Raw genomic sequence first — 2,481 nt, 5'->3', positions numbered from 1 at the left:
CGACCAGCTCGAAGCCTGCATGCGCGCCGCCCATTCCCTGAAGGGCGCGGCGCGGATTGTCGGGGTGGACGCGGGGGTCAGCGTGGCCCACGTGATGGAGGATTGCCTGGTCAGCGCCCAGGAAAGCCGCTTGTACCTGCTGCCGGAACATATCGACGCACTGCTGCAAGGCACCGATTTGCTGATGCGCATTGCCACGCCGGGCAACACCGTGGGCCCGGCGGACATCGAGTCCTATGTGGCATTGATGGAGCGGTTGCTCGATCCGTCGCAGAAAGTCGCGCCGCCCGCTGCGCCAAAGCCTGCGCCGCCGCCCACACCCGCGCCAGAACCTGAATTGTCGATGGAAGCGCTGCTGACCCTGCCGCCGGAGCCCGAGCCCGCGCCGCCGGTAAGTGCCGAACTGCCACGCCAAAATAAGCGCATGACCGAAGGCGGCGAGCGGGTGTTGCGGGTGACCGCCGAACGTTTGAACAGCCTGTTGGACCTGTCCAGCAAGTCCCTGGTGGAAACCCAGCGGCTCAAGCCTTACCTCGCCAGCTTGCAACGCCTCAAGCGCATCCAGAGCAACAGCGCCCGCGCCCTGGAAAACCTCGACGGCCACCTCAAGACCGTCGACCTGAGCCTGGAAGCCCAGGAAGCGCTGGCTGATACCCGCCGCCTGTTGAGCGAAGCCCAGGCGCTGCTCGCGGAAAAAACCGCCGAAATCGACGAGTTCGGCTGGCAGGCCGGGCAACGCGCCCAAGTCTTGTACGACACGGCGCTGGCGTGCCGCATGCGGCCGTTTGCCGACGTGCTGGCCGGGCAGGTGCGCATGGTGCGTGACCTGGGCCGCAGCCTCGGTAAACAGGTACGCCTGGAAATCGAAGGCGAGAAAACCCAGGTCGACCGCGATGTGCTGGAAAAACTCGAAGCGCCGCTGACCCATTTACTGCGCAATGCTGTGGACCACGGCATTGAAATGCCCGAGCAACGCCTGCTGGCGGGCAAACCGGCTGAAGGCCTGATCCGCCTGCGGGCGTCTCACCAGGCCGGCTTGCTGGTGCTGGAGTTGAGCGACGACGGTAACGGTGTCGACCTGGAGCGCCTGCGCGGCACCATCGTCGACCGGCATTTGTCGCCGGTGGAAACCGCCCTGCGCCTGAGCGAAGAGGAACTGCTCACGTTCCTGTTCCTGCCGGGGTTCAGCCTGCGGGACAAGGTCACCGAGGTCTCGGGGCGCGGGGTCGGCCTGGATGCGGTGCAGCATATGGTGCGCCAGTTGCGCGGCGCGGTGGTGCTGGAGCAGACGGCGGGGCAGGGCAGTCGCTTCCACCTGGAGGTGCCGTTGACCCTGTCGGTAGTGCGCAGCCTGGTGGTGGAAGTTGGCGAAGAGGCCTACGCCTTCCCGCTGGCCCACATCGAGCGCATGTGCGATCTTGCGCCCGACGACATCGTGCAACTGGAAGGTCGCCAGCATTTCTGGCACGAAGGCCGGCATGTCGGCCTGGTCGCCGCCAGCCAGTTGCTGCAGCGCCCGCCGGGGCAGGGCAGTCAGGAAACCCTGAAGGTCGTGGTGATCCGCGAGCGCGATGCGGTCTACGGGATTGCCGTGGAGCGTTTTATCGGCGAGCGCACGCTGGTGGTATTGCCCCTGGACGACCGGTTGGGCAAGGTCCAGGACATCTCCGCCGGAGCGTTGCTCGATGACGGTTCGGTGGTGCTGATCGTCGACGTCGAAGACATGCTGCGATCGGTGGACAAACTGCTGAATACCGGTCGTCTGGAGCGCATCGCCCGACGCACCCAGCAAACCCTCGAAGCACCGCGCAAGCGTATTCTGGTGGTGGATGACTCGCTGACCGTGCGCGAGCTGCAACGCAAATTGTTACTTAATCGCGGTTATGAAGTGGCCGTGGCAGTCGATGGCATGGATGGCTGGAACGCGCTGCGCTCCGAAGACTTCGACCTGCTGATCACGGACATTGATATGCCTCGCATGGACGGTATTGAATTGGTCACACTCTTGCGCCGTGATACTCGCCTGCAATCCCTGCCGGTGATGGTTGTTTCCTACAAGGATCGGGAAGAAGACCGTCGTCGTGGACTGGACGCCGGCGCCGACTATTATCTAGCCAAGGCCAGCTTCCATGACGACGCGCTGTTGGACGCGGTGGTGGAGCTGATCGGAGGAGCACGGGCATGAGGATTGCGATCGTCAATGACATGCCCATGGCCGTGGAGGCCTTGCGCCGGGCGTTGAGCCTAGAGCCGGCCCACGAAGTGGTGTGGGTCGCAGGCAACGGCCTGGAAGCAGTGCAGCGTTGCGCCGAGTTCACGCCCGACCTGATTCTGATGGACCTGATCATGCCGGTGATGGACGGTGTGGAGGCCACCCGGCAGATCATGGCCGAGACGCCCTGTGCGATCCTGATTGTCACCGTCGACCGCCAGGCCAACGTCAGCCGTGTATTCGAAGCCATGGGCCATGGCGCCCTGGAC

General features: G+C 64.4%; 2 protein-coding genes. Both read left to right on the top strand.

The window, feature by feature from the left end; genetic code table 11:
• Nucleotides 1-2,185: hybrid sensor histidine kinase/response regulator (locus HX846_RS30700; RefSeq protein WP_178966828.1), on the top strand; the 2,185-nt coding region annotated here is incomplete at its 5' end.
• The coding region (locus HX846_RS30695; RefSeq protein WP_178966827.1) for a response regulator at nt 2,182-2,481 on the top strand (300 nt) is incomplete at its 3' end. The genes HX846_RS30700 and HX846_RS30695, both read left to right, overlap by 4 nt.

Source organism: Pseudomonas sp. K5002, from assembly GCF_013386655.1.
Lineage (GTDB): Bacteria > Pseudomonadota > Gammaproteobacteria > Pseudomonadales > Pseudomonadaceae > Aquipseudomonas.
This window is presented reverse-complemented; position numbering and strand designations above follow the sequence as displayed.